15 protein-coding genes are annotated in these 24,933 nt (G+C 70.1%); 10 read left to right on the forward strand and 5 right to left on the reverse strand.

The window, feature by feature from the left end:
- Positions 1-74 precede the first annotated feature (74 nt).
- Complete coding sequence (locus tag OX958_RS15400) at positions 75-5,576, forward strand: ATP-binding protein (protein ID WP_270138354.1); 5,502 nt, start codon at positions 75-77, stop codon at positions 5,574-5,576.
- 9 nt (positions 5,577-5,585) lie between these two features.
- Here OX958_RS15400 and OX958_RS15405 read toward each other — a convergent pair whose 3' ends face one another.
- Positions 5,586-6,857, reverse strand: coding sequence for a PucR family transcriptional regulator (locus OX958_RS15405; protein WP_270138356.1), 1,272 nt, complete (start codon positions 6,855-6,857; stop codon positions 5,586-5,588).
- A gap of 86 nt (positions 6,858-6,943) precedes the next feature.
- Here OX958_RS15405 and OX958_RS15410 point away from each other — a divergent pair, with 86 nt between their 5' ends.
- The 6 genes from OX958_RS15410 (at position 6,944) to OX958_RS15435 (ending at position 15,092) form a co-directional block, all read left to right on the forward strand.
- Positions 6,944-8,038: a ferredoxin reductase gene (locus OX958_RS15410; RefSeq protein ID WP_270138358.1), complete on the forward strand. Its 1,095-nt coding sequence runs from the start codon at positions 6,944-6,946 to the stop codon at positions 8,036-8,038.
- A 13-nt stretch (positions 8,039-8,051) separates the two neighbouring features.
- Positions 8,052-9,209: a fatty acid desaturase family protein gene (locus OX958_RS15415; RefSeq protein ID WP_270138360.1), complete on the forward strand. Its 1,158-nt coding sequence runs from the start codon at positions 8,052-8,054 to the stop codon at positions 9,207-9,209.
- Between the two features lie 69 nt (positions 9,210-9,278).
- Complete coding sequence (locus tag OX958_RS15420; protein ID WP_270138362.1) at positions 9,279-11,435, forward strand: transglycosylase domain-containing protein; 2,157 nt, start codon at positions 9,279-9,281, stop codon at positions 11,433-11,435.
- Between the two features lie 160 nt (positions 11,436-11,595).
- Positions 11,596-11,892 carry a hypothetical protein gene (locus tag OX958_RS15425; protein ID WP_270138364.1) on the forward strand — a complete coding sequence of 99 codons (297 nt, stop codon included), beginning with the start codon at positions 11,596-11,598 and terminating at the stop codon, positions 11,890-11,892.
- A 63-nt stretch (positions 11,893-11,955) separates the two neighbouring features.
- Positions 11,956-12,711, forward strand: a complete 756-nt coding sequence (locus OX958_RS15430; RefSeq protein WP_270138366.1) for an HAD family hydrolase — start codon at positions 11,956-11,958, stop codon at positions 12,709-12,711.
- Positions 12,708-15,092: a glycoside hydrolase family 65 protein gene (locus OX958_RS15435; RefSeq protein ID WP_270138368.1), complete on the forward strand. Its 2,385-nt coding sequence runs from the start codon at positions 12,708-12,710 to the stop codon at positions 15,090-15,092. Before OX958_RS15430 ends, OX958_RS15435 begins: the two co-directional genes overlap by 4 nt.
- A 54-nt stretch (positions 15,093-15,146) precedes the next feature.
- Here the strand turns inward: OX958_RS15435 and OX958_RS15440 are convergent, their stop codons facing one another.
- The 3 genes from OX958_RS15440 to OX958_RS15450 form a co-directional block, all read right to left on the reverse strand.
- Entirely contained in the window at positions 15,147-17,666 is a 2,520-nt protein-coding gene (locus OX958_RS15440; RefSeq protein WP_270138370.1) for a M28 family peptidase, read from the reverse strand.
- A gap of 173 nt (positions 17,667-17,839) precedes the next feature.
- Complete coding sequence (locus OX958_RS15445; RefSeq protein WP_270138371.1) at positions 17,840-18,844, reverse strand: LysR family transcriptional regulator; 1,005 nt, start codon at positions 18,842-18,844, stop codon at positions 17,840-17,842.
- An 87-nt stretch (positions 18,845-18,931) separates the two neighbouring features.
- On the reverse strand, positions 18,932-20,269 hold the full coding sequence (locus OX958_RS15450) for an alpha-lytic protease prodomain-containing protein (RefSeq protein ID WP_270138373.1): 1,338 nt from the start codon (positions 20,267-20,269) through the stop codon (positions 18,932-18,934).
- A gap of 164 nt (positions 20,270-20,433) precedes the next feature.
- Here OX958_RS15450 and OX958_RS15455 point away from each other — a divergent pair, with 164 nt between their 5' ends.
- The 3 genes from OX958_RS15455 (at position 20,434) to OX958_RS15465 (ending at position 24,485) form a co-directional block, all read left to right on the forward strand.
- On the forward strand, positions 20,434-21,159 hold the full coding sequence (locus OX958_RS15455) for an alpha/beta fold hydrolase (RefSeq protein WP_270138374.1): 726 nt from the start codon (positions 20,434-20,436) through the stop codon (positions 21,157-21,159).
- A gap of 69 nt (positions 21,160-21,228) precedes the next feature.
- Complete coding sequence (locus OX958_RS15460; RefSeq protein WP_270138376.1) at positions 21,229-21,927, forward strand: response regulator transcription factor; 699 nt, start codon at positions 21,229-21,231, stop codon at positions 21,925-21,927.
- On the forward strand, positions 21,924-24,485 hold the full coding sequence (locus OX958_RS15465) for a DUF4153 domain-containing protein (RefSeq protein WP_270138378.1): 2,562 nt from the start codon (positions 21,924-21,926) through the stop codon (positions 24,483-24,485). The genes OX958_RS15460 and OX958_RS15465 overlap by 4 nt, the downstream gene beginning before the upstream one ends.
- Here OX958_RS15465 and OX958_RS15470 read toward each other — a convergent pair.
- Entirely contained in the window at positions 24,466-24,891 is a 426-nt protein-coding gene (locus tag OX958_RS15470; protein WP_270138380.1) for a VOC family protein, read from the reverse strand. The two genes, OX958_RS15465 and OX958_RS15470, sit on opposite strands and share 20 nt — an antisense overlap.
- Positions 24,892-24,933: the final 42 nt, after the last annotated feature.

Below are 24,933 nucleotides of genomic sequence, written 5' to 3' on the forward strand. Positions count from 1 at the left end.
CCGACTCGACGGTAGGGGTCGCGGCCTGGGAATGTGTGCGGTGACAGGTTTCCCGACGACAGGAGTACTGCCCGGTGTTCAGCCGTATCGCCATCGTCAACCGGGGAGAAGCCGCCATGCGGCTGATCAACGCGGTCCGCGAACTCAACGCGGAGACCGGGAGCCACATCGAGACGGTGGCGCTGTACACCGACGCCGAGCGCACCGCGACCTTCGTGCGTGAGGCCGACCTGACCTACCCGCTCGGCCCGGCCGCCGACCGTCCGTACCTGGACCACGCCAAGCTGGAGAAGGCGCTGACCGAGACCGGGGCGGACGCCGCCTGGGTCGGCTGGGGCTTCGTCGCGGAGGACCCGGCGTTCGCCGAGCTGTGCGGGCGGATCGGGGTCACCTTCATCGGCCCGAGCGCGGAGGCGATGCGCAAGCTCGGCGACAAGATCGGCTCCAAGCTGATCGCCGAGGAGGTCGGCGTACCGGTGGCGCCGTGGAGCCGGGGAGCGGTCGGGTCGCTCGACGCCGCGCTCGCGTCGGCCGACGAGATCGGCTATCCGGTGATGCTGAAGGCAACGGCCGGTGGCGGCGGCCGCGGAATCCGGATGATCCGCGACGACGCCGAGATGCGCGAGGCCTACCAGCGGACCAGTGACGAGGCGTTGCGCGCGTTCGGCAGCGGCATCGTGTTCCTGGAGAGTCTGGTCACCGGCGCGCGGCACGTCGAGGTGCAGGTCATCGCCGACGGGCAGGGGACCGCCTGGGCGCTGGGGGTGCGGGACTGCTCCGTCCAGCGCCGCAACCAGAAGGTGATCGAGGAGTCGGCCTCGCCGGTCCTGACGGCCGACCAGAACCTCGAGCTCAAGAAGTCGGCCGAGCGGCTGGCCCTCGCCGTCGGCTACAGCGGCGCCGGGACGGTGGAGTTCCTGTACCAGCCGGCCGACAAGCTGTTCGCCTTCCTGGAGGTCAACACCCGGCTGCAGGTGGAGCACTCGATCACCGAGCTGACCACCGAGGTCGATCTGGTGAAGGCCCAGATCCACGTCGCGTCGGGCGGCCGGCTGGAAGGCCTGCAGCCCGCCGAGCACGGTCACGCCATCGAGGCGCGGCTGAACGCCGAGGACCCCGATCGCGACTTCGCGCCGTCGCCCGGGCGGATCGCCCGGCTGCGGCTGCCGTCCGGTCCGGGCATCCGGGTCGACACCGGGGTCAGCGAGGGCGACGAGATCCCGGCCGACTTCGACTCGATGATCGCCAAGATCATCGCCTACGGCCGGACCCGCGACGAGGCGCTCGGCCGGTTGCGGCGCGCGATGGCCGACACCACGGTGGTGCTCGAGGGCGGCGCCACCAACAAGAGCTTCGTCCTCGAACTGCTCGACCAGCCCGAGGTGATCGACGGCAGCGCCGACACCGGCTGGATCGACCGCGTCCGCGGCGAGGGCCGGCTGGTGTCGAGCCGGCACTCCGGCGTCGCGCTGATCGTCGCGGCGATCGAGGCGTACGAGGAGGCCGAGCGGGTCGAGCGGCAGCGACTGCTGGAGACCGCTCGCGGTGGCCGTCCGCAGGTCCAGCACGAGGTGGGCCGGGCGATCGCGCTGAAGCTGCGCGGCGCGGCGTACAAGGTGTCGGTCGCGCGGATCGGTCCGCACCGGTACCGCGCGGGCGTCGGTTCGGGGGACGACCTGCAGTACCTCGACGTCGAGTTGGACCGGCTGGACGCGTACGACGCCCGGATCGTGGTAGCCGGCCGCCGGTTCCGGCTGATCACCGCGACCCACGGCCCGGTGCACCTGGTCGAGGTCGACGGCGTCACCCACCGGGTCAGCCGCGACGAGGGTGGCGTCCTGCGCGCACCCGCTCCTGCGCTGGTGGTCGCGACTCCGGTCGCGGTCGGCGCCGAGGTCGAGGCGGGCGCACCGGTGCTGGTGCTGGAGAGCATGAAGATGGAGACGGTGCTCTACGCGCCGTTCAAGGCGATCGTCCGCGAGCTGCCGGTCTCCACCGGTATCCAGGTCGAGACCGGCGCGCCGCTGCTCCGGCTGGAGCTGATCGGCGACGCCGACGTGAAGGTGGAGACGGCCGAGGGCGCCGATCTGGAGCTGCCGGAGCCGCAGGAGCGGGAGACGGCCGCGGAGCGCGCGACCCGTGGGCTGGACGATCTGCGCGGCATGCTGCTCGGCTTCGACATCGATCCGCGCGACGAGGGCCGCACGCTGACGGCGTACCTGGAGGCGCGGGCGGAGCTGGCCGACCCGCCGGTCGGCGAGGAGATCAAGGTCCTGCGGCTGTTCGCCGACCTGGCCGAGCTGAGCCGTAACCGGCCGGTCGGTGAGGACCTGAACACCGAGTTGCGGGTGCACAGCCCGAAGGAGCACTTCCACACCTACCTGCAGACCCTCGACACCGAGCGGGCCGGCCTGCCGGCCGAGTTCTGCGAGCGGCTGACCCGGGTGCTCAGCCACTACGGCGTGACCGAGCTGGATCGCAGCGAGGAACTGACCGACGCGGTGTTCCGGATCTTCCTGGCGCAGCAGCGCACGTCTCCCGACGTCCTGCTGGTGACGGCGCTGCTGCAGCAGTGGCTGGTCGAGCCACTGCCCGAGTCGCCGCTGGACGCCGAAGCGAACGCGCTGCTCGATCATTTGGTGCTCGCCACCCAGCTGCGGTTCCCGGTGATCGGCGATCTGGCCCGGAGCGTCCGGTTCCGCTGGTTCGACCAGCCGTTGGTCGACCAGGCCCGGGCCGAGGTGCTCTCGGTGGTCGGCGACGAGCTGGCCACGCTGGCGCTGGACCCCGCGGCGCCGGACTACGCCGAGCGGATCGAGGCGCTGGCGACGATCCCGGAGCAGATCGTCCGGTTCCTCGCCGAGCGGCTGGCGAACGGTGTCAACGGCAACGAACCGATGCTGGAGGTGCTGGTCCGCCGGCACTATCTCGAGCACGAGCTGCACGATCTGCGCAACACCAGCGTGAACGGCCGGGCGGTCACCACGGCCGACTACACGCTGGACGAGCGGCCCACGCACCTGGTCAGCACGGTCGGCACCGTGGACGAGTTGCGCGATCCCGGCAGTCAACTGGTCAACGACCTGACCGCCGAGATCGCCGCGCGGCCGGTCGGCCACGAGGCGGTCGCCGATCTCTACCTGTCCTGGCCCGGAACGCCGGAGAACCAGCAGGAGGCGTCCGACCGGTTGCGGGAGGTCGTCGCCGCGCTGCCGTTCAGGTCCCACGTACGCCGGGTCGCGATCGCGGTGGTGCCCGGGAACGGCCGGGAGGTCTGGTACTTCACCTACCGCCCGTCTTCGACGGCACTGGCCCGCGACGGCATCGTCGAGGACGACAACGTCCGTGGCGTGCACCCGATGGTCGGCCGCCGGCTGAACCTGTGGCGGCTGCGCGACTTCCGGATCACCCGGCTGGACGCGCCGGAGGACGTGCTGCTCTACCACTGTGTTGCCCGCGACAACGAAGCCGACGAGCGCCTGGTGGCGCTGGCGCAGGTCCGCCAGTTCGCCGTCGTCCGGGGTGAGGACGGCAAGGTCACGTCGCTGCCGCACGTCGAGCGCGCGATCGCGAACTGCCTGGAAGGCATCCGCCGGGCCCGTACGGCGCGCGGCGCGGCCGGCGCCCGGCTGGAGATGAACCACGTCTGGGTGACGGTCTGGCCGGTCATCGACGGGCAGGTCGCCGAGCTCACCGCCCTGCAGCGCAACATCGCGCCGCTGACGTCGGGCGCCGGGATCGAGGAGGTCGTCGTCACCGGCCGGGTGATCGGCTCGAACGGCCAGCCGTTCCCGGTCGTCGGCCGGTTCTACTACCAGCCCGGCGCGGGCGTCGTGACCGCGGTCGAGCGGCCGGCCACCGAGCCGCTCAAGCCGCTCGACGACTACGCCCAGAAGGTCCTGCGGGCCCGCCGGCGCAACACCGTCTACCCGTACGAGGTGGCCGGCATGGTGGTCGGCGCGGGCGGCAGCTTCGTCGAGCACGACCTGGACGACGCCGGCGCCCTGGTCCCGGTCCAGCGGCCCCGCGGCCTGAACAAGGCCGGCCTGATCGTCGGCGTGATCAGTACGCCGACCCGCCGGCACCCCGAAGGCGTCACCCGGGTGGTGCTCAGCGGCGACCCGACGAAGGCGCTCGGCGCGGTCGCCGAGGCGGAGTGCGCGCGGATCATCGCCGCCCTCGACCTGGCCGAGCGGCTCGGCGTACCGATCGAGTGGTTCGCGGTCTCGGCCGGTGCCCGGATCTCGATGGACTCCGGCACCGAGAACATGGACTGGGTGGCGAAGGCGCTGAAGCGGATCGTCGAGTTCACCCAGGCCGGCGGCGAGGTGAACATCGTTGTCGCAGGCATCAATGTCGGCGCGCAGCCGTACTGGAACGCCGAAGCCACCATGCTGATGCACACCAAGGGCATCCTGGTGATGACGCCGGACAGCGCGATGGTGCTGACCGGCAAGCAGACGCTGGACTTCGCCGGCGGGGTCTCGGCCGAGGACAACTTCGGCATCGGCGGTTACGACCGGGTGATGGGGCCGAACGGGCAGGCGCAGTACTGGGCACCCGATCTGGCCGGTGCGCGCGACATCCTGATGGCGCACTACGACCACACCTACGTCGTACCGGGGGAGAGCGGGCCGCGGCGCGCGCCGAGCTCCGACCCGCACGACCGCGACGTCACGTTGTTCCCGCACGACCCGGTGGACGGCGGGTTCAGCACCGTCGGCCAGATCTTCGCGGCCGAGACCAACCCCGACCGCAAGAAGGCGTTCGACATCCGCACGCTGATGCGGGCGGTCTCCGACCAGGACCACCCGATGCTGGAGCGCTGGGCCGGGATGGCCGACGCGGAGACGGCCGTGGTCGCCGACACCCGGCTCGGCGGGCTCTCGGTCTGCCTGCTCGGGATCGAGTCCAAGCCGGTTCCGCGGCGGGGCTTCCCGCCCACCGACGGGCCGGACACCTACAACGGCGGCACGCTGTTCCCGCGGTCGTCGAAGAAGGCGGCCCGCGCCATCAACGTTGCCAGCGGCAACCGTCCGCTGGTGGTGCTGGCGAACCTGTCGGGCTTCGACGGTTCACCGGAGTCGATGCGCAACCTGCAGCTGGAGTACGGCGCCGAGATCGGCCGCGCGATCGTCAACTTCCAGGGGCCGATCGTGTTCTGCGTCGTCTCCCGGTACCACGGTGGCGCGTTCGTGGTGTTCTCCAAGACGCTGAACCCGAACATGACCGTGCTCGCGCTGGAGGGCTCCTTCGCCTCCGTGCTCGGTGGCGCGCCGGCGGCCGCGGTGGTGTTCTCCGGCGAGGTGAACAACCGCACCTCGGCGGACGCCCGGGTGACCGAGGTGTCGGCCCGGCTGACCGAGGCCGAGGGCGCCGAACGGGCCGCGCTGACCAACGAGCTGGCCGAGGTCCGCTCGGCGGTCCGGGCGGAGAAGCTGAGCGAGGTGGCGGCCGAGTTCGACCGCGTGCACAGCATCCACCGTGCCGTCGCGGTCGGTTCGGTCGACGCGGTCATCACCCCGCAGGAGCTGCGCCCGCAGCTCATCGCCGCTCTCGAAGCCAAGCTTTCCTGACCCCGCGGTTCACTCCCCACCCGCTCGGCGGTCGGCCGCCGAGCGGGTGGGGTGCGGGACGGCCAGGGCGATGGTGAGGTCCAGGACGGTCTGCGGGTCTTCGAGGCGGCCGCCGTACAGGTCGCGGATCTGGCCCATGCGGTAGCGCACGGTCTGCGGGTGGACGTGCAGCGCCGCGGCGACCTCGTCGCGGCGGCCGAGGTGGAGGAGCCACTCGCGCAGCGTCTCCTCCAGTCGCTCGGCGGTGCCCGGGCGGAGAGTCTCGAAAGGCGCGAGGACCTGGCGCCTGAGGTCGTCCAGGGCCGCGGCGTCGGAGGTGACCACGAAGGTGGTCAGGTGGCGCTCGGTGTCGACCGGGGCGTCGGGCTCGGCCGTGAGCCCGAGCTGCCGCGCTCGAAGGGCCCGCTGGTACGACGTCCGCACGGTTGTCCACGGCTGGGGCGGACCGACCCACGCCTGGTAGCCGCGCAGGTTGCGGAGCAGCACCGACCGGCGTGAACCTTCGGCGTCGGGCACCAGCAGGACGGCGACCTCGGAGGTGTCCGCGCCGATCACCTCGCCGGTGAGCTCTTCGAGATCGGTCTCGGGGCGAAGGGTTCTGGGGTCCAGGGCACCGAGCATGCTGCGGACGTGGGCGCTCGGCAGGATCACCGCCGTCAAGGTGCGAGGCGGCTCCCAGTCGGCCCGGCTTGCCCGGCTGACCAGCTGATCGGGCGGATCGCCGCGCAGGAGGCCCAGGCTCAGCTCCTGGAGATAGCGCTCTCTGACCCGGCCGGTGGTCGCCAGTTCGTCGGTGTGGCCGGAGACGCTGGCCGCGGACAGTTCGTCGATGTAGGCGAAGACCAGTTCGGCGAACCTGGCCAGGGTGTCGGCGGAGAGGCCTGCTTCCACCGCCGTCCGGGACAGTTCGCGCCACGACACCCGCGCCCCCACCCGGTACGCCGCGAGCAGGGCGTCCATCGCGCGGCCGCTGCGGGCCTCGCCCCGGCCGAGCACGTAGGCCCCTTCGAGCGCGGGGGCGAGCGGAGTACCGGGATCGCCGCTGCTGGCCAGCCGGAGGAAACCGCCCAGGGCGAGCTGGACCGCGCCGGCGATCTTGGCGCCCATCGGGCCGGCCAGCGCGTTGGTGTAGCCGGGGACTTCGACGATGATGGCGGTCACGGTGAGCCCGGCGATCTCCGGCAGCCGGGAGCGGAGCAGCTCGACCGCCTGGTCGCCCAGCTCGAGTTCGGCGGCGCCACGGGCCGTCCGGCTCGCGTGCTGGACCAGCTCCTCGGACATTTTTTGTTTCCTCCGAACAAGATCGCCGAACAGATTCACCGCTGACGGTCATGAAACTACACCTCGCGTCGAGGATGCTGGAAGACATGACCACGTTTGCGTCCGACGCCCAAGCCCCGGGCAACCTCCGGGGCCGGCTGCGTGACCGGCTGTGGCGGGTCGCGGCCGCCGCCACTCATCCGCTCGAGCCCGCCGACTATCTCGACATGTTCCGGCCACTGCGCGCCGGCGCGGACCTCCGCGCCCGGGTGGTCGAGGTCCGTCCCGAGACCGCTGACGCGGTGACCGTCGTACTGCGGCCCGGCGCTGCCTGGCGCGGGCACCAGCCGGGCCAGTACGTCCGGATCGGCCTCGAGGTCGACGGCATCCGGCTGTGGCGCTCCTACTCTCTGACGTCCGCTCCGGGCAGCGAACTGCTGACCATCACGGCCAAGGCTGTCCCGGACGGCCTGGTCAGCGCTCATCTCGCGCAGGAGCTGCGTCCCGGCCAGCTGGTGCATCTCGACCAGGCGGTCGGCGACTTCGTGCTACCGGCGCAGGCGCCGCGCAAGGTCCTGTTCGTCACCGGCGGCAGCGGCATCACGCCCGTGATGGGGATGCTGCGCTCCGGCCTCGACCGGCTCGGCGATGTGGTGCTGGTGCACTCCGCGGCCTGTGCCGACGACGTGATCTTCGGAGCCGAGCTGCGGGAGTTCGCCGATGACGGCCGGCTCCGGCTGGTCGAGCAGCACACCGACACCGACGGCCGGCTCGACGTGGCCGCGCTCGCGGACGTCGTACCGGATCTGGCGGAGCGGGAGACCTGGGCCTGCGGGCCCGCCGGTCTGCTGGACGCGCTGGAGGAGCAGTGGGCGACGCTCGAACTGAGTGAGCTGCACACCGAACGATTCCGGACCGCGCTCGCCGAGCCCGGTGAGGGCGGCACTGTCACCTTCAGCGGCACCGGGACGGTGGTCGAGCTCGACGGCACGACGCCGATCCTGGACGCGGGGGAGCAGAACGGCGTGCTGATGCCGTCCGGCTGCCGGATGGGGATCTGCTTCTCCTGTGTCCTTCCGCTGAACTCGGGCTCGGTCCGCGATCTCCGCTCCGGCGAGGTCACCACCGCGGCGCCCGGCGACGGCGTACTCGTCCAGACCTGCATCTCGGCCGCGGCCGGCGCGTGCGACATCGATTGTTGAGGAAGAAGAGCTGATGACCGTTCTGCAGAAGAAGGCCGACAACCCGATCGCCCACCTCAGCGCCGACGACATCGAGGAGATCGGCCGGCGTCTCGACGCGATCCGGGCCGAGGTGATCGCCGCCCGCGGCGCGTCCGACGCGGCGTACATCCGCAAGGTGATCAGCGTCCAGCGCAAGCTGGAGCTGGGCAGCCGGGCCGTGCTGCTGGCGTCGCTGTTCCCGCCGGCCTGGATCGTCGGCACGGCCGGCCTGTCGGTGGCCAAGATCCTGGAGAACATGGAGATCGGCCACAACGTCATGCACGGCCAGTGGGACTGGATGCGGGACCCGAAGATCCACTCCACCCAGTGGGAGTGGGACCACGTCTCGCCGTCGGAGCAGTGGAAGCACTCGCACAACGAGCTGCACCACACCTACACCAACGTGGTCGGCAAGGACAACGACCTCGGCTACGGCATCATGCGCGTCGACGAGGACCAGAAGTGGTACCCGGCCTACCTGGCCCAGCCGCTGTGGAACTTCGTCAACGCCTGCTTCTTCGAGTACGGCATCGCCGCCTACGACCTGGAGCTGGGCAAGAACCTGGCGACCAAGCAGCGCCGGCAGGACCCCGCCTTCAAGGCCCGCACCAAAGAGGTGTTCAAGAAGATCCGGGGCCAGATGAAGAAGGACTACGTCGTCCACCCGCTGCTGTCCGGCCCGTCGGCGCTGCACACGCTGGCCGCCAACTTCACCGCGAACGTCGTACGCAACCTGTGGTCGCACTCGGTGATCATGTGCGGGCACTTCCCCGAGGGCGTCGAGACGTTCGAGAAGAAGTCGATCGAGGGCGAGACCCGGGGCGAGTGGTACCTGCGGCAGATGCTCGGCTCGGCCAACATCTCCGGCGGCCGCGCGATGCACATCATGACCGGGAACCTGTCGTACCAGATCGAGCACCACCTGTTCCCGGACCTGCCGAGCAACCGGTACCAGGAGATCGCGCCGAAGGTGCAGCAGCTGTTCCGCGACTACAACCTCAAGTACACCACCGGCCCGCTGCCCAAGCAGGTCGCGTCGGCCTGGTCGAAGGTCATCCGGCTCTCGCTGCCCAACGACTTCGCGGCCAAGCTGGGCGCCGCAGCCCGGCTCAACCTGCGGCGCGGCGCCGGTGCCGAGCTGACTGCCTGATCGGGCATTGTTTCGCTCTGTAAGCATTTCGTGACCGGGATGACCTCGCCGACCCCTTAACCTGGGAGCATGCGTTCAGGCGGGGGCTTACGCACCGGCGTTCAGGCGATGATCAAGTTCATCGGCGTGAGCGTGCTGGCCGGCGCGCTCGCCGCCGGGCTGGCGATCCCGTTCGCGGGATTCATCGGCAGCAGCAGTGCCGGCGTGGCCGGGTCGGTGCAGAACCTGCCGATGGAGCTGGAGCCCGAGACGCCGGCCGTTCGCAGCCGGATCCTCGCTGCCGACGGCAGCCTGATCGCCACCGTCTACGAGCAGAACCGCATCCCGGTGAAGCTCAGCCAGATCAGCCCGATCATGCGCCAGGCCATCATCGCGATCGAGGACTCCCGGTTCTACGAGCACGGCGCGCTCGACGCGAAGGGCACGCTGCGGGCGATGGTCCGCAACCAGTCCGAGGGCGAGGTCCAGCAGGGCGGGTCGAGCATCACCCAGCAGTTCGTCAAGCTCACGCTGCTGGAGAAGGCCAAGACCGACGAGCAGCGGCGGCTCGCGACAGCGGTCACCTACCAGCGCAAGGTGGCCGAGCTGCGCTACGCGATCGGGATCGAGAGCCAGTACTCCAAGGACGAGATCCTCGAGCGGTATCTCAACCTGGTCAACTTCGGCGACGGCGCGTACGGCGTACAGACGGCGGCGCAGCACTACTTCCGGGTACCGGCCAAGGATCTCGACCTGGCTCAGTCCGCGCTGCTGGCCGGACTGGTGAAGAACCCGACCGGCTACGACCCGACCAACGATCTCAAACGCTCGAAGGAGCGCCGTGACGTGGTGCTGCGGCGGATGGCCGAGCTCGGCGTCGTCAGCCAGGCGCAGGCCGCGGCCGAGATCAAGAAGCCGATCGACCTGAGCCGGATGCGGAAGGTCCCGAACGGCTGCGCGAACTCGCCGTACCCGTTCTACTGCGAGTACGTCGTCTCGAAGCTGCTGGACAACCCCGCGCTCGGGCCGACGCCCAAGGAGCGTGACCACAAGCTGAAGACCGGTGGGATCACCGTCCGGACCTCGCTGGTGCCGAAGCTGCAGGCCGCCGCGCAGGCCTCGATCAACGCGCACACCAAGCGCACCGACACCGCCATCGCGGCGGTCACGATCATCGAGCCGGGCACCGGTCTGGTGAAGGCGATGGTGCAGAGCCGGCCGTACGGCAACGGCCGCTACCAGACGGCGTACAACTACAACGTCGAGAAGTCGTACGCCGGTGGCTACGGCGGCTTCCAGAACGGCTCGACGATGAAGGCGTTCACGGTCGCGGCGGCGCTGCAGCGGGGCCTGCCGATGAGCTACCGGATCGACTCGCCGGCCCAGATCGACCTGAGCGGGAAGAAGTTCCGGACCTGCAAGGGCGTCACCGAGGACCCGGACTACAAGCCGAAGAACTCCACCAAGAGCGGCGACCTGACGATGGTCGAGGCGGCGCGCGCCTCCACCAACACCTACTTCCTGCAGCTGTCCCAGCGCACCGGCCTGTGCGCGCCGGCGACGATCGCGGCCAAGCTGGGGATGTACAACGCGCAGACCCGCGGCCCGCTGAACCAGGTGGTGTCCTTCACGCTCGGCGTCGACTACACCACACCGCTGATGCTCGCCAACGCCTACGCGACCTTCGCGGCCCGCGGCAACTTCTGCACCCCGCACCTGGTCACCTCGATCGTCGACAAGACCGGGCGGCCGATCGCGACGCCGGGACGTAGTTGCCGGCAGGCCATCGCCAAGGAGGTGGCCGACGGCGTGAACCGGGTGCTGGGCGCGGTGATGGAGCCGGGCGGCACCGGTGGCCGGCTGAACTTCGGCCGGTACGACCTGGCCGGCAAGACCGGCACGATCCAGGAGAACCGCGCCGTCTGGTACGCCGGTTACGCGCCCAACCTGGCCGCCGCCGCGGTGGTCGCCGACGCCACCCTCGAGTACACGAACCTGATGTACGGCCACACCCTCAACGGCCGGGACATCTCGGACCCCACCGGCTCCGGTACGGCGGGCCCGCTGTGGAAGACCGCCATGCAGGGTGCCCTCAAGGGCCTGCCGGTCCGCCGCTTCGTCGCGCCGCCCGACCGGATGGTGAACGGCACGAAGGCACAGCAGGAAGCCCAGAAGAAGCTCGACGCGCAGAAGAAGCTCGCCGCGAAGAAGCCGCCGGTACCCCCGGTGCCGCCGACGGTGCCCTGACCTCGACGAAGGCCGTGACCTGCAACGAACGGGGCCGGCCGAGCGTCCAACGCCTGAGGTGATCATCATGCGAGGCGTAACCGCGCTCACGGCCGTTGCCGTGCTGATACTGACCGGTGCCTGTGGCACTTCGCCCACCCCCTCCAGTCAGGAGCCCACCGTGACCTCCGAGACTCCCGCTTCACCACCGAGCAGCCCGACGCCGGCGCCCGAGTCCGAGGTGGTCGCGCAAGCCAGGGCCGACCTGGCGAACCGGCTGGGGATCGAGCCCGCGCAGGTGACGGTGGTCAGCTCGGCCGAGATCACCTGGCCCGACGGCAGCCTGGGTTGCCCGAAGCCGGGGATGAGCTACACCCAGGCGCTGATCGAGGGCACCCAGACCGTGCTCGAGGCAGGCGGGACGCGCTACGCCTACCACTCCGGCGGCGGCAGGCAGCCGTTCCTCTGCACGTCCTGACCAGCTGATTCGGGCCGACCGGTTACGGTGAGAAGGACGGGATCACCGACCGGAAGGCTTGTGATGTTGGGATTGCCAGGGCAGGTGAAGGTCTGCCTGTTCGATCTCGATGGAGTGCTGACCGACACCGCGGCGGTACACGCGGCGGCGTGGAAGGAGATGTTCGACGAGTTCCTCCGGGCCCACGCGGCGGCGACGGGCACCGTGTTCGTGCCGTTCGACCGGCACGCGGAGTACGACGCGCACGTCGACGGGAAACCCCGGCCCGACGGGGTTCGCGACTTCCTGCTCTCGCGCGGGATCACGCTGCCCGAGGGGCATCCGGACGACCCACCTGGTCTCCAAACGGTCAACGGTCTGGGCAACCAGAAGAACGTCGCCGTACTGCGCCGCATCCGCGACGACGGCGTCCGCGTCTTCGAAGGCTCCCGGCGCTATCTGCAAGCAGCCAAGGCAGCCGGTCTCCGCCGGGTCGTCGTGTCGTCCAGCGCGAACACCGGTGAGGTGCTGGAGGTCACCGGCCTGGCGGCGCTGGTCGAGCACCGGATCGACGGAGTGACGATCCGCGCGACCGGCCTGCGCGGCAAACCCGCTCCCGACACCTTCCTGGCCGGGGCCAAGTGGTGCGGAGTGGAGCCGTCCGAGGCGGTCGTCTTCGAGGACGCGCTGGCCGGCGTACAGGCGGGCCGGGCCGGTGCTTTCGGCTACGTGGTCGGGGTCGACCGGGTCGGCCAGGCCGAGCAGCTCAAGCTGCAGGGCGCCGATATCGTGGTCACCGATCTCGCCGACCTGATCGACCAGGAAGGACCGCGGGGATGATCGATCGAGGACCGCATCCGATCGAGCCCTGGCAGCTGCGCGAGACCGAGCTGCCGCTCGGCAAACTGGCTCAGGCCGAGTCCTTGTTCGCGTTGTCCAACGGCCATATCGGCCTGCGCGGCAACCTCGACGAGGGCGAGCCGTTCGCGATCCCGGGCACCTACCTCAACTCGTTCTTCGAGCAACGCCCCCTCCCGTACGCCGAAGCCGGCTACGGCTATCCCGAATCCGGCCAGACCCTGGTCGACGTCACCAACGGCAAGCTGATCAGGCTGCTGGTCGACGACGCGCCCTTCGACGTCCGGTACGGCGAACTGCACTCGCACGAGCGCTGTCTCGACTTCCGGACCGGGGTCCTGCGCCGCGAGGTCGACTGGAGCTCACCGGCCGGCAAGCGGATCAAGGTGCGGTCGCGCCGGATGGTGTCGCTGACCCAGCGCGCGGTCGCGGCGATCGAGTACGTCGTGGAGGCGGTCGACCAGCCGGTCCGGCTGGTGCTCCAGTCCGAACTCGTCGCCAACGAACCGCAGCCCAAGCTGTCCGACGATCCCCGGGTGGCCGCCGTCCTGGAGAACCCGCTGGTCGCGGTGTCGCAGGACAGCGACGACGAAGAGGTGGTGCTGATCCACCGGACCCGGGCCAGCGAGCTGATGATGGCCGCGGGGATGGCGCACGAGGTGCAGTGCGACAGCCGGACCGAGGTGAACGTCGACGTCCGCGAGAACTGGGCCCGCAACACCGTGATCTGTGAGCTGCAGCCGGGGGAGAGCCTCCGGCTGGTGAAGTACCTCGCCTACGGCTGGTCGAGCCTGCGGTCGGAGACCGCGATCAGCGATCAGGTCTCGGGCGCGCTGGCCGGTGCGCGGTTCTCCGGCTGGGAGGGCCTGCTGGAGCAGCAGCGTGCCTATCTGGACGACTTCTGGGACGCGGCCGACGTCGAGGTCGAGGGCAATCCGGAGCTGCAGCAGGCGGTGCGCTTCGCGCTGTTCCACGTCCTGCAGTCCGGCGCACGCGCCGAGCGGCGGGCCATTCCGTCCAAGGGACTGACCGGCGCCGGGTACGACGGGCACACCTTCTGGGACACCGAGGGGTTCGTGCTGCCGGCCCTGATCTTCACCATGCCCGACGCGGCCGCCGACGCGCTGCGGTGGCGGCACAGCACGCTGTCGATGGCCAAGGAGCACGCGAAGGTGCTCGGCCTGCGCGGCGCGGCCTTCCCGTGGCGCACGATCCGCGGCCAGGAGTGTTCGGGGTACTGGCCGGCCGGTACCGCCGCCTTCCACATCAACGCCGACATCGCCGCGGCGATCAGCCGGTACCACCTGGCCACCGGCGACGACACGTTCATCCGCGACTACGGCCTCGAGTTACTGGTGGAGACCGCCCGGCTCTGGATCTCTCTCGGGCACCACGACCGGCACGGCAGCTGGCACCTGCCCGGCGTCACCGGTCCGGACGAGTACAGCGCCGTCGCCGACGACAACGTCTTCACCAACCTGATGGCCGCGCGCAACCTGCGGACGGCGGCCTCCTTCGCGACCCGCTTCCCCGACGACGCCCGCCGGCTCGGCGTGGGCCCGGAGGAGGAGGCGGTCTGGCGGGACGCGGCCGCCGCGGTCCACATCCCGTACGACGAGGAGCTCGGCGTGCATCCGCAGTCCGAGGGCTTCACCGGCTACGCGGTGTGGGACTTCGAGGAGTTCGAGGGCAAGTACCCGCTGATGATGCACGCGCCGTACTTCGAGCTGTATCGCAAGCAGGTGGTCAAACAGGCCGACCTGGAATTGGCGATGTACTGGTGCGGCGAGGCGTTCACTGCCGAGCAGAAGGCCCACAACGTCGACTACTACGAGCGGATCACCGTTCGCGACTCGTCCCTGTCGGCGTGCGTGCAGGCGGTGATGGCAGCCGAGGTGGGACATCTCGACCTCGCCTACGACTACGCCTACGAAGCGGCTCTGATCGATCTGCTCGACCTGCACGAGAACACCGGCGACGGCCTGCACATGGCCTCGCTGGCGGGAGCCTGGTCCGCGCTGGTGGCCGGCTTCGGTGGTCTGCGGGAACGCGAGGAGGGGCTCTTCTTCTCCCCGGCGCTGCCCGACGGGCTGACGAAACTGAAGTTCACCGTGCGCTGGCACGGGGTCCGGCTGTGCGTGGAGATCGGCCGGGACGAGGCCACCTACTCCGTGCACGACGGTCCGGACGCGGCGCTCACCATCTTCCACGTCGACGAAGAGGTCGAGGTGACGGCGGGGAAACCGGTGACCCGCCCGATCCTGCCGCGCAAGCCGTTGCTGCCCCGTCCGACCCAGCCGGCCGGCCGCGAGCCGCTGTCGGCACTGGGCCGCACCACCTCGACCAGCGACTCGCACCGATGAGAGTGGCCCTCCCGTTGGGGCGGAACGGGAGGGCCACTCTCGACTCGGGTGCGGTTACGGAGTGACCGCGGTCTTCCAGAGGGTGTAGGCGATGCCGTCAGCGGCACGGTTCAGCGCGGTCGCGCTGATGTTGGACGTGGTGTCGCAGGACCGGTGGTAGCAGGGGTCGTACGCCGCGTTGGCGGTGCCGCCCCACTTGCTCGCCTGAGCGGAGGTCTTGCGGGCACTGGCTCCGGTCGCGTAGCCGCTGGTCGGGATACCGGCCGCGCGGAAGGACGCGTCGTCCGAGCGTCCGACGCCCTCGCGGTTCTCCTCCGGGCGCAGCCCGAGCGAGTCCCAGTACGCCTTCATCGGCGCGGCCACGGCGGTGCTGATGTTGTTGATGAAATAGCCGCCGTTGGTGGAGCCGATCATGTCGAAGTTGTAGTAGCCCTTGATCGCCGTCCGGTTCGCCGAGCTCAGTGAGTTCACGTAGAACTCGGAGCCGTTCAGGCCCTGCTCCTCGTCGGTCCACCAGGCGAAGCGCACGTGCTTGGTCAGGCTCGGCTTGGCCGCGGCGAAGGCGAGCGCGCTCTCCAGCAGGGCCGCCGAGCCGGAGGCGTTGTCGTTGATGCCCGGGCCGGCGCTGACACCGTCCAGGTGGGCGCCGAACATGACCACCTGGTTCGACGGGCCACCCGGCCAGTCGGCGATCAGGTTGCTGGTCTGGCTGGTGCTGCAGCCGCTGGTGCAGCGCTGCTCGGTCACGGTGAAGCCCGCTGCCTGCAGCTTCTGCTTCACATAGGCGACCGACGCGTTGTACCCCGCCGTACCGGCCCGGCGGTTGCCGCCGTTGTTGGCGGCGATCGTGCTGAACTGGGTCAGGTGCGCCCGCACCTTCTGTACGTCGATGTCGGGAGCCGCTGCCACCAGGGGAGCGGCCGCGCCGCCGCCGGCCGCAGCGGTGCAACTGGGCTCACCAGGCTGGGCGCCGAGGCTGACGGCGGTCCAGGCGGCCTTCACCTTGTTGTACTTCGCGCAGGTCGCGTCCAGGTTCTTGGCCGCGTTCAGGGTGGCGATGCGCCACTTGGGGTAGCTCATTCCGGACGTCTTGAGCAGCATCGCGTTGTAGAAGATCCGGCCGGCTTCCTTGATGCCGATCCCGGTCAGCGTGCTGCTGTTGCAGGTCGGGCTGGTCGGCTGGCCGTTGGTCGGGTTGGTGCCTTCGGCGAGCAGGTAGAACCAGTGGTTCATCGGACCGGCCGCGGCGTGCACGGAGCCCGGCAGGCTGGTCGAGTAGCAGTTCGGGTGACCCGAGACCTTCGACGGGTTGTACATGTAGCGGATCGGGCCGTTGCCCTGCAGGTTGATCAGCTCGCCGACCTCGTAGTCGGGCCGGTCGTTGGGGTTGTTCAGGTAGTTCTCGGTCAGCGCCCCCCAGATGTCCGCGACGGACTCCTGGCCGGGGTAGCCGGAGATCCCGCCGGGGGTCTTCGCGTCGAGTCCGTGGCCGTACTCGTGCGCCACCACGTCGGTCCCGGTGATCCAGTAGTTCAGGTTGTTGCGGCCGAAGACGACACCGCCGGGGTTGCTGGAGTGGTTCCAGTAGGCGTTGACGTCGGGCAGGCCGACCTCGGCGTCGGCCCAGTTGCCGGAGCCGTCGAGGCCGTTGCGGCCGTACCAGTTCTTGAGCAGGTCCCACTCGCCCGCGGCGACGTACATGACGTCCGCGCAGCCGGAGACCTTGTCGGTCTTGCTGCTGCTGCCCCAGACGTTGTCGGCGTCCGTCATGATCGCGTTGGTGCTGTAGTCGATACAGGACAGGCTCGGACGGGCCGGGTCGGTCATCCGGTAGGTGCTGCCCGACTTGGTGGTCCCGAAGTTCAGGCCGGCGCCGTTCCAGATGCCGCGGCCGGAGCCGGAGGCGGTCAGCTCGGCGGTGTGCGAGACCTTGCCGGTGGCCGCGTCGACGTAGACGAGCTCCTGGGTGAGGGCGTCGCCGTGATCGTGCGAGGAGTGCTTCGCCTTGCCGGCCACGGGAACCTCCCAGGCCAGGACGGGCTTGGGCTGTCCGACCACCAGGACGACGAGCTTCGGCGTACCGGTCCCGCTGACCGTGGTGAAGGCCTTCCGGGCGGACGTGGTCGCCTGCGCAGGGGTGAGCTTCGGTGTCGTGCTCACCGAGATGGTGGCCTGGGAGGCGGCCACCGTGGTGAGGACGTTGCCGGCGGCATCGGTCGAGACGACGGCGTCGCCGCCGACCACCTGGAGGCCCTGGTAGGTCTTGTCGTAGGAGACGTAGAACAGGTCCTGGGTCTCGGCGTCACCGCCTTCGAAGACGCCGAGGCGGTTGTACTTCTCCTGGCTGCCCTTGCGCAGGGTGCCGAGACCGGCGTTGACGGCACGGTCCGCCGCGGCGACGGCCACGGCAGTGGCGTCCGGGGGTGTCGAAGGAGCGGCGGGGTCAGCAGGCTGCGCGGCGAAGCTCGTACTGGCGAGGCTGCCGGCCAGCAGAGCCGCGGCCAGGCCGCTGACTGCTGTCAGCTGGCCGGCGCGACGGCGGCGATGGGCATGGCGGGGTTTCGGAACTCTCACGGTCGTACTCCTCACGGGGGCGGTATGAGAAGTACGGTGGCCAATTCGCCGGAACGACGGCAAGCAATAGTCACCCTCGGTTGGCTGTGATGACACAGAGCAAGGGCAACCCTTCGGCTGGACAGCCCTGCACCCCGCGACCTGCCGCGATCGGCAGGGTGAACAGAGGGTGATCAGTCGTTGACAATCAGCTCTCGGCTGTGGTCGTCACCCTGTACGCCGTACTGCGGATGGCGGCTCAGCCAGGTGCTGTACCGGGGGCTGCGGGCAATGGAGTCGAGGTACGCCAGCCCCGCCAGCCGGATCACCTGGTCGGCCAGGCCGGCCGCCGGCCCGTCGGGGTGCCAGCCGATCAGATGCCGCCAGGTCAGCGGTACGCCTTCGATCGGTACGGCGACCACTCCGGGCATCTCGCGGAACATCGGCTGGCAGAGCACCACGGCGTCGCCGGACTCGACCAGGTCGATGCAGCTGACGACATCGGTCTCGTAGAGCGAGTTCGGAGTGAAGCCCGCTCGGCCGCAGGCGGCGGCGAAGCAGTCCGCGAAGCAGCCGTCGCCGGGAGTCGCACCCCACTGCTCGGCCGCGAGATCGGGAAGGCTGACGGCCGGAGCGCCGGCCAGCGGATGGTCGGCCGCCAGCAGGACGTAGACGGGATCGGTGCCCAGTGTCCGCCACGAGAGTCCTGGCTGGGCCGGTGGTGAAGCGTCGCCACAGACGCCGACGACGGTGTAGTCGACCCTTCCGTCGGCCACCATCGCCGCGAGTTCGTCGGCCGACCAGGAGACCTGGGTGGTCACCCGCATGCCGGGGTACTCCGAGGTCAGGTGGTGGAGCAGCCGGCCGAGGACGTGGCCGGTGGCTGAGCCGATCGTCAGACTCGCCGGTACGCCGTCCGCGCGGCCGCCCCCGTTGCTGAACCGGGCCGCCTCCTCCTGCAGGCCGGAGACCGCTGGAAGCAGCAACCTCGCCCTGGCCAGGACGAGATCGCCGAGCGGCGTCGGGCGGATGCCGGTGCGGTCGCGCTCGAACACGACACCGCCCAGCACGCGCTCGATGCGCTGGAGCTGGGCGGTGAGGGCCGGTTGAGCCAGTCCGAGGGTGTTGGCTGCCTTGGTGATGGAGCCTGCGTCCGCTACCGCGCAGACGATCCGTAGGTGACGAAGCTCCAGTTCCATGGCAGCAAGGTAGGCAACCGGGGACCGATCAGGAAGGGTCTGACTCGAAGGGTCTGACCCGGAAAGGGCCTGACCGGTCCCCGGCGGTCAGCGTGCCTGCCAGAGCGCGGGAACGTTGGGCGGTTCCCAGCCGGTCTGCGCGGTGTGACCCTGCAGGCACTGGTAGCGCTGCCCGCCGTAGGTGACGGTCGCGCCGGCCGCGTACGCCGTACCGGCCTGCCAGCTGGTTCCGCCGGGCGGAGTCGTCGGGGGAGTGGTGGGCGGAGTGGTCGGCGGGGTGCCGCCACTGACGGTCAGAGTGAGGCCGTAGACGCTCAGGATCTCGTTGACCGGCTGGAAGTAGATGACGCCACCGGAGGAACAGTTGCCGGAGCCACCGGAAGTGACGCCCTGTGCCTGGTCGCCGGTCAGCCACGAACCGCCGGAGTCACCGGGCTCGGCGCAGGCGTTGGTGCGGGTCAGGCCGGTGATGGTGCCTTCGGGGTAGGTCACCGACGCGTTCTTCTGCTGGATGGTGCCGCAGCGCCAGCCCGTCGTCGAACCCGACCGGCAGACCGACGAGCCCACCGCGGCCTCGGTCGAGCCCGCGACCGGCACCGTGCCGGGGTACCGGTTGACGAGCGCCCGTGAAGTGTTGCCGGCGGCAACTCTCACCCAGGCGTAGTCGTTGCCGGGAAAGCTCGATCCCGCGAAGGTGCCGCTCGGTTGCGTGGTGGTCGCGCCGGTCCGGCCACAGTGCCCGGCAGTCACGAAGCCGCCGGTCACCGCGAAGCCGACCGAGCAGCGACTGCCGCTGCCGATGTAGTAGGCGTTGCCGCCGATCACGTCGATCAGTGGACGCGGGGTCTCGGTGGAGGTGACGAAGCGTGCCGCCGTACTGTCGACGCCACTGGCCTGCACGAAAGCCTTTGCCTGGTTGGCTTTTCCTGCCCTGGTCAGCACGACGAGCTGGTTCGTGGTGACGTCGACGTACCAGCCGGGCACGGTCTTGGGGGCGCGGGAGGCCTTGCTGTCCAGGCGGTTCTTCAGGACGTCGAGCTGCGTGAGGCTGCGCGCTACGGTTCGGGGAACCGCCCCCGCCGCCCGGACCAGCCCGGCGCGTGCCGGATCGGTGATGCCGACCGTCAGCGTGGTCGCGTTCCGGTCGAGCCACGCGCCACCGAACGAGGCGCCGAGGCTGCCACGCAGGAAGCTCTCCGCGTCGGCGGCCTTGCTTTCCCGGGCGAGCCGGGCCCGCGCCTCGGTGGGGGAGATCCGCAGGTCGCGGGCGAGAGCGCTCACCATCGCGTCCTGGGCCGCGACCGCAGGGTCGGCCGGGGCGACGTACGGCGCGGCGTTGCTGGGGTTGATCGGACTGAGAGTCAGCGCGGCGGCCAAGCCCGCTGCCGACAACGAGGCCGCAAGCGCGGCGATCTTTCGGGACATCTGCACTCCTGGGGGCGGTCCAGCTATGGATGGTGAACGGACCGTAACGACGAACCACCCCGCCGCGGCACATCCCAGCTGGGTCATACCGCGTCACAACGAGGACCACCGGCCTGTCAGTACTGGTGACGGATCTTCAACCACAGCAGGGAAAGCAGGGCATCATGAGTGAGCAGAACCCGGTCGTCGTCCTGGTGCACGGCGCATTCGCGGAGGCGGCCAGCTGGAACGGGGTGATCGCGCAGCTGCAGGACAAGGGACTCCAGACCGTCGCGGTGGCCAACCCGCTGCGCAGTGTCGCGGGTGACGCGGCGTACGTGCGCGACGTGATCGAGGGAATCGGGCGGCCCGTCGTACTGGTCGGGCATTCCTACGGCGGCTTCGTGATCACCGAGGCGGCCGCCGGCAACGGCGACGTCCTCGGCCTGGTGTACGTCGACGCCTTCGCGCCCGACCACGGTGAGAACGCGTTCGAGTTGTCGGGCAAGTTTCCCGGCAGCACGCTCGGTGAGGCTCTCGACGCCTACCCGGTGTCGACGGGCGGGGTCGAGCTGGTGATCAGGCCGGAGCTGTTCCACCAGCAGTTCTGCGCGGACGTGCCGGCCGGGCAGGCCGCTCTGATGGCCGCGACGCAGCGGCCGGTCACCCAGACCGCCCTCACCGACGCCTTGCCGACCGAGAAGCCGGCCTGGACGACCATCCCGTCGTGGTTCGTGATCAGCGACGCGGATCTCAACATCCCGGTCGCCCTGCACCGGTACTTCGCCGAGCGCGCGGGTGCCCGCGGTACCCACGAGGTGGCGGGTGGGTCGCACGCGCTGAGCGTCTCCCAGCCGGCTGCGGTGACCGCGACGATCCTGGCGGCGGTGGACGGGGTTTCCGGGCGGTAGCCCGATCCTCCACAGAACCTTCACGAGTCGTCCGCTACTTCTGACCAGCCCGGCTCATACGCTCACAACATGTCAGTGAGCGCGGTACGGCCGAAGGTTCTCGTGGTCGAGGACGAGCCGGTGATCAACCAGGCGGTCACCGACCGGTTGCGTGGGTCGGGGTACGACGTGGTGCAGGCCTGGGACGGGCCCGGAGCAGTCGCACGGTTCGCCGAGACGGCGCCGGACCTGGTCCTGCTGGACGTGATGCTGCCCGGATTCGACGGCCATGAGGTGTGCCGGCGGATCCAGGCGGCCCGGCCGGTCCCGGTACTGATGCTGACCGCTCGCGACGACGAGGCGGACATCCTGATCGGCCTCGGCGTCGGGGCCGACGACTACCTGACCAAGCCGTTCCGGATGCGTGAGCTGGTGGCCCGGGTCGGTGCCCTGTTGCGCCGGGTCGACCGGGCGGCGGAGCTGACGACCCGGTCGGCGACCGACCTGGGGGAGCTGCGGATCGACGCGGCCTCCCGCCGGGTCTGGGTCGCGGACGCCGAGGTCCACCTCACTCCGACCGAGTTCGATCTGCTGGTCTGCTTGGCCGCCAACCCCGGCGTGGTCCTGACGCGAGAGAACCTGTACGCCGAGGTCTGGGGCTGGCCGGGCGCCTCCGGGACCCGCACGGTGGACAGCCATGTGAAGGCGTTGCGCGCCAAGATCGGCGCCGACCGGGTGCGAACCGTGCACGGCGTCGGCTATGCGTTGGAGCCCGGTGGTGCCTCATGAGCGGACCGATCCTCAACCAGGTCACGTCGGTCAAGGTCAAGCTCGGCCTGCTCGTCGCCGTCAGCGTCACGGTGGCTTCGGTCCTCGCGGCGACCGGCGCGGTCGGCAGCGTGCCGTTCTGGCTCACCGTCCCGGTCACGGTGGCACTCGCGCTGGGAGTGACCCAGCTGCTCGCCGTCGGGATGACCTCGCCGCTGCGCGAGATGACCACGGCGGCCCGGCGAATGGCGCGTGGCGACTACTCCGGCCGCGTGACCGCGACGTCGAGTGACGAGGTCGGCGAGCTGGCCCGAGCGTTCAACCGGATGGCGGAGGACCTCGCCGCGGTCGACCGGCAGCGCCGCGAGCTGGTGGCCAACGTGAGTCACGAACTGCGGACCCCGCTCGCCGCGTTGTGCGCCGTACTGGAGAACCTGGTCGACGGCGTCGCCGAGCCCGATCCGGTCACTCTGCGGACCGCGCTCGACCAGGCGGAACGCCTGGCAGCGCTGGCTTCCGACCTGCTCGATCTGGCCCGGGTGGACGCCGGCAAGGCCAAGTTCGCCGCGACCCAGGTGCCGATCGGGGACCTGCTGGAGCGCGCTGTCGCAGAGGCGACGGTGACCGGCCGCGAGGTCCGGTACGACGTACAGGTCACGCCGGCGGATCTGACCGTGTCCGCGGACCTGTCGCGCCTGCACCAGCTGATCGCGAACCTGCTCGACAACGCGTCGAGACACAGCCCCAGCGGGGGAGTCGTCCGGCTCATCGCGCTGGAGACCCCAGCGGGCTGGCGGTTGGAGGTCATCGACGAAGGGCCGGGAATCCCGGCCGCGGACCGCGATCGCGTCTTCGAGCGCTTCGGGACGCTGGCCGACACCGATGGCGGCGGCGGTACCGGCCTGGGGCTGGCGATCGCCCGGTGGGTGACCGACCTGCACGGCGGCACCATCCACTTCGTCGAGCCGGAGCCGGGCAGTACCGGTGCCCGAGTGCGCGTCGACCTCCCGCGCGAACCACGACAGCAACACAACCATCTGCCCAGTAAGGCCAAGGAGCCCGTGATGACCCAACCGGTCGATCCCGCACCCCCCGCACCGCCGGCGCCACCCGCCGTCGGCGTACCCCGCTCGCCCGAGTCGCCGATGGACGCGTTGTTCGGCCGGTTCTGGCCCGAGGCACGGCTGCCCGGCAACGTCCGCGCGGTGCTCTACAGCCTCGGGGTCGGGCTGCTGGCCTCGATCATCCTGCCGTTCCGCGACATGGGAATCGGCTCCACGATCCTCCTGCTGGCCGCGGGCGCGGTCGTACTGCGCTTCAGCGTCAACCGGCGCTCCCGCTTCACTCAGGCCTGCGCGGTGCTGTGCGGCCTGTTGTCGGTGACGACAGTGGTGCGCGACGCGGAGTGGATCGTGATCCTCTGCATCCTCGCCGGTGGCGTGGTCTGCGTGGCAGGGCTAGTCAACGGCCGCAGTATGCCGGCCTTCGTGCTGGCCGGGATCTCGCTCCCGCTGGCCGGTTTGCGCGGTCTGCCGTGGTTGGGCCGGTCACTCCAAGCGGTGTCCGGGCTGCGGAAGAGTGCCGCGGCACTGCGAACCGTCGTGTGGTCGGTGCTCGGCGTTCTGGTCTTCGGACTGCTGTTCGCCTCGGCCGACGCGCTGTTCGCCAAGTGGGCCGGCGCGATCGTCCCGGACCTGCAGATGGACACGTTCGTCCTGCGTGCGTTCCTGACCGTCTTCATCGGGGGACTGGTGCTCGCGGCGGTCTACCTCGCGCTGAACCCGCCGCACGTCGAGACCCGCAACGGCCCGGCCCGGCCGGTCGCACGCCGCTACGAGTGGCTCGCTCCCGTCCTGCTCGTCGATGCGGTCTTCTTGGTTTTCCTTGTAGCACAGGCCACTGCGAGTTTCGGCGGACACGAGTACCTCGAACGCGTCACCGGACTGACCTACGCGGAGTACGTGCACCAGGGTTTCGGTCAGCTCACCGTCGCCACGGCCCTCACCCTTCTCGTCGTCTGGGCGGCCGCGCGCAAAGCACCCCGTACGACGACCGCCGACGTCGCCTGGCTGCGCGGTTCGCTCGGCGTGCTGTGTGCGCTGACTCTGGTCGTGGTCGCCTCGGCGCTCTACCGGATGCACCTCTACCAAGAGGCCTACGGCTTCACCGAACTCCGCTTGCTGGTCGACGTGTTCGAAGGCTGGCTGGGCCTGCTGGTGATCGGCGTGATGGTCGCCGGCATCACCCTCAAGGCGACCTGGCTGCCGCGGGCGGCACTGCTGAGCGGCGCGGCGTTCCTGCTGGGCCTGGCGGCGATCAACCCGGACGCGTGGATCGCCCAGCACAACATCGATCGCTACACCGCCACCGGCAAGGTCGACTGGCTGTTCCTGCAGAACCTGTCGCAGGACGCCGTACCGGTTCTGGACACGCTGCCGAAGGAGGTGGCCGGGTGCGCGCTGAAGGGGTACGAACCCAGCGACGACGACTGGCTGGAGTGGAACATCGGCCGTCATCGCGCTGAGTCCGTGCTGACTACCCCCGACTATCTGCCCTGTCCTATTGCTCCCACCCGGTGACGGCGACGTCGAGGACCCAGACCACGCCGAACCGGTCCTTGAGCATCCCGTAGAGGGGTGACCAGCCGGCCGGCGCGAGGTCCTCGACGATGTCGGCGCCTTCGGACAGGCCCTTCCAGTAGGTGGTGATCTCCTCGGCGCTGTCGCCGCGGAGGGAGACGAACACCGAGTTGACGCCCTGGTCGTACGGCATCCGCGCCGGTACGTCGTACGCCATCACGTGCGGGCCGTTGTCGCTCAGGACCTGGCCCCAGACGATCAGGTCCGCGTCCGCCGGATCCTGGGCGCGCTGGGCCTGCCGGTAGGTGAACTGGCTGATCTCGCCGCCGAAGACGGACTGGTAGAAGGCCAGTGCCGCCCGGGCGTCGCCGCGGAAGTTGAGGTGGGTGGTGGTGGTGACGGACATCGTTGCTCCTAGCATCGATCGGTTCGGGTAGTCGCTACGCTA

The organism is Kribbella sp. CA-293567 (assembly GCF_027627575.1).
In the GTDB taxonomy this organism is placed as follows: Bacteria; Actinomycetota; Actinomycetes; order Propionibacteriales; family Kribbellaceae; genus Kribbella.